The organism is Vibrio sp. V42_P2S4T144 (assembly GCF_009904715.1).
In the GTDB taxonomy this organism is placed as follows: domain Bacteria; phylum Pseudomonadota; class Gammaproteobacteria; order Enterobacterales; family Vibrionaceae; genus Vibrio; species Vibrio alginolyticus.
This window is the reverse complement of the sequence record NZ_WXWS01000084.1, coordinates 1-3,033: the sequence shown is the minus strand read 5'-3', so window position 1 is coordinate 3,033 and position 3,033 is coordinate 1. Positions and strand designations below refer to the sequence as shown.

The window sequence follows — 3,033 nt, the reverse complement described above, 5'->3', positions numbered from 1 at the left end:
CTAAAATTCGTGCTCTAGATTCCATTTTGACCAAGCCATTTTTCGTAGATAAAAACGGCCAAAGATCAAGGAAAATATTTTTGCATGCGGTTATTTCTAAACCGATCTCGAAACCGTACTTTTAACCATTCAAGTCTGCCCTTTTCTCATCGGTTAGTGTTCACTTACTGATTTTTTTCATTTTGTCAGTTATCCACAAGTCATCCCCGATCTGTACCTTGATAAATCAGTGTAATAGCACTATCTTGTAACCCGCAAACAAATGAACCCCTATATGTTGTGTTTAAGCGACAATATATAGATAGACTTTGATCACAAAGCCGCCGCAAGCTTTACTCATATTGCACATAAACAAACAAAAATACGGCTTTTATCAGTTTTCTTAGGGAAATAAAGCAGAATGAACCAACAACTTACCGTCACCAAGCGTGATGGCCGTAAAGAAAGTATCGATCTGGATAAAATCCACCGCGTTATCACTTGGGCTGCAGAAGGTCTAGATAATGTTTCGGTTTCTCAAGTAGAACTTCGCGCTCACATCCAGTTTTACGACGGCATCACAACGACAGATATTCACGAGACAATCATCAAGTCTGCGGCAGACCTGATCTCTGAAGAGACTCCGGATTACCAATACCTAGCTGCTCGCCTAGCGGTATTCCATCTGCGTAAAAAAGCGTATGGCCAATACGAGCCACCAACGCTTTATGATCACGTGTCTCGCCTCGTCGATATGGGTAAGTACGATCAACATATTCTAGAAGACTACACAAAAGCAGAACTCGACGAACTTGATGCGTACCTCGACCATAAACGCGACCTAAATTTCTCATACGCGGCAGTTAAGCAGCTAGAGGGTAAGTACTTCGTACAGAACCGTGTTACGGGCCAAATTTACGAAAGTGCTCAGTTCTTATACATCCTTGTAGCAGCGTGCTTATTTGCGAAATATCCAAAAGCGACACGTCTTGATTACATCAAACGTTTCTACGATGCGACATCGACATTTAAGATTTCTCTACCTACGCCAATTATGTCTGGCGTGCGTACCCCTACTCGCCAGTTCAGCTCATGTGTTCTGATCGAGTGTGGCGACAGTCTTGATTCTATTAACGCAACAGCAAGCTCAATTGTTCGTTACGTATCTCAGCGCGCTGGTATTGGTATCAACGCAGGTCGTATCCGTGCATTAGGCTCAGAGATTCGCGGTGGTGAAGCATTCCACACTGGTTGTATTCCGTTCTACAAGTACTTCCAAACAGCAGTAAAATGTTGTTCACAAGGTGGTGTACGTGGTGGCGCAGCTACTGTGTTCTACCCAATGTGGCACGGTGAAGCACGCTCACTAATGGTACTTAAGAACAACCGTGGTGTTGAAGAAAACCGTGTTCGTCACATGGACTACGGTGTTCAGTTAAACAAACTGATGTACCAACGTTTAGTTGAAGGCGGCAATATTACGCTATTCTCACCATCTGATGTACCTGGTCTGTACGACGCATTCTTCGAAAACCAAGAAGAGTTTGAGCGTCTATACGTGAAGTACGAGAACGATCCTTCAATCAAGAAAGAAACGGTTAAAGCGATTGAAATGTTCACTCTGCTAATGCAAGAGCGTGCATCAACGGGTCGTATCTACATCCAGAACGTGGACCACTGTAATACTCACAGCCCATTTGATTCTGAAGTCGCTCCAGTTCGTCAGTCGAACCTATGTTTAGAAATCGCACTGCCAACGAAACCATTAACTAACGTTGAAGATGACTCAGGCGAGATCGCACTGTGTACGCTTTCTGCATTCAACTTAGGTGCTATCAAGTCTCTAGATGATTTCGAAGAGCTATCCGATCTTGTTGTTCGTGCGTTAGATGCACTGCTTGATTACCAAGATTACCCTCTACCAGCGGCATACAAATCGACTATGAACCGTCGTACGCTAGGTGTTGGTGTGATTAACTTTGCTTACTACTTAGCGAAGAATGGCGTGAAATACTCTGACGGTAGCGCGAACGGCCTAACTCACCGTACGTTCGAAGCAATGCAGTACTACCTATTGAAAGCATCTGTAGCACTGGCGAAAGAGCAAGGTAAGTGTCCTTCATTCGACGAGACGAACTACGCGAAAGGCTTACTGCCGATTGATACGTATAAGAAAGATATCGATCTAATTTGTGACGAAGCGCTGCACTACGACTGGGACAGCCTACGTAAAGAAATTATGGAGCACGGCCTACGTAACTCAACACTGACTGCACTAATGCCTTCTGAGACTTCTTCTCAGATTTCAAACGCAACTAACGGTATTGAGCCACCACGTGGTTACGTTTCAGTAAAAGCTTCGAAAGACGGTATCCTGAAGCAAGTTGTACCAGAGTTCACAGAACTTAAAGACAGCTATGAACTGCTTTGGAATATCGGTTCGAACGACGGTTATCTACACCTTGTGGGTATTATGCAGAAGTTTGTTGACCAAGCTATCTCTGCTAATACTAACTACGACCCGTCACGTTACGAGACTGGCAAGGTTCCAATGAAGAAACTACTTCAAGACCTGCTAACAGCGTATAAGTTTGGTGTGAAAACGCTTTACTACCACAACACTCGTGATGGCGCGAAAGATGAACAGAAAGACGCTGTTCAACCACAAGATGACGATTGTGCTGGCGGCGGTTGTAAGATTTAATCTTCCCGTACCTAGCGAACCCGTAAAGACAGACTATCGATAACCTCCCCCTTACGGGGAGGTTTAAAAGGAATTGAGGCATTATGGCTTACAGTACTTTTAACCAAAAAAAGAATGACCAATTGAAGGAACCAATGTTCCTAGGTCAATCAGTAAACGTTGCACGTTACGACCAACAAAAGTTTGAGATTTTCGAAAAACTTATCGAGAAACAACTTTCTTTCTTCTGGCGTCCAGAAGAAGTAGACGTATCTAGCGACCGTATCGATTACAACAAACTGCCAGATCACGAGAAGCACATCTTCATCTCTAACTTGAAGTACCAAACGCTTCTTGACTCTATCCAAGGC

General features: G+C 43.9%; 2 protein-coding genes. Both read left to right on the top strand.

Annotation, left to right across the window (positions count from 1 at the left end):
• The first annotated feature begins 400 nt into the window (after positions 1–400).
• Positions 401–2,683: a class 1a ribonucleoside-diphosphate reductase subunit alpha gene (gene nrdA, locus CAG68_RS02685; protein ID WP_005376819.1), complete on the top strand. Its 2,283-nt coding sequence runs from the start codon at positions 401–403 to the stop codon at positions 2,681–2,683.
• A gap of 83 nt (positions 2,684–2,766) precedes the next feature.
• Positions 2,767–3,033: ribonucleotide-diphosphate reductase subunit beta (locus CAG68_RS02680; RefSeq protein ID WP_202599828.1), on the top strand; the 267-nt coding region annotated here is incomplete at its 3' end.

Coding starts and splice junctions, on each gene's coding strand:
- nrdA (WP_005376819.1), top strand. CDS start 401: ATGAACCAACAACTTACCGTCACCAAGCGTGATGGCCGTAAAGAAAGT.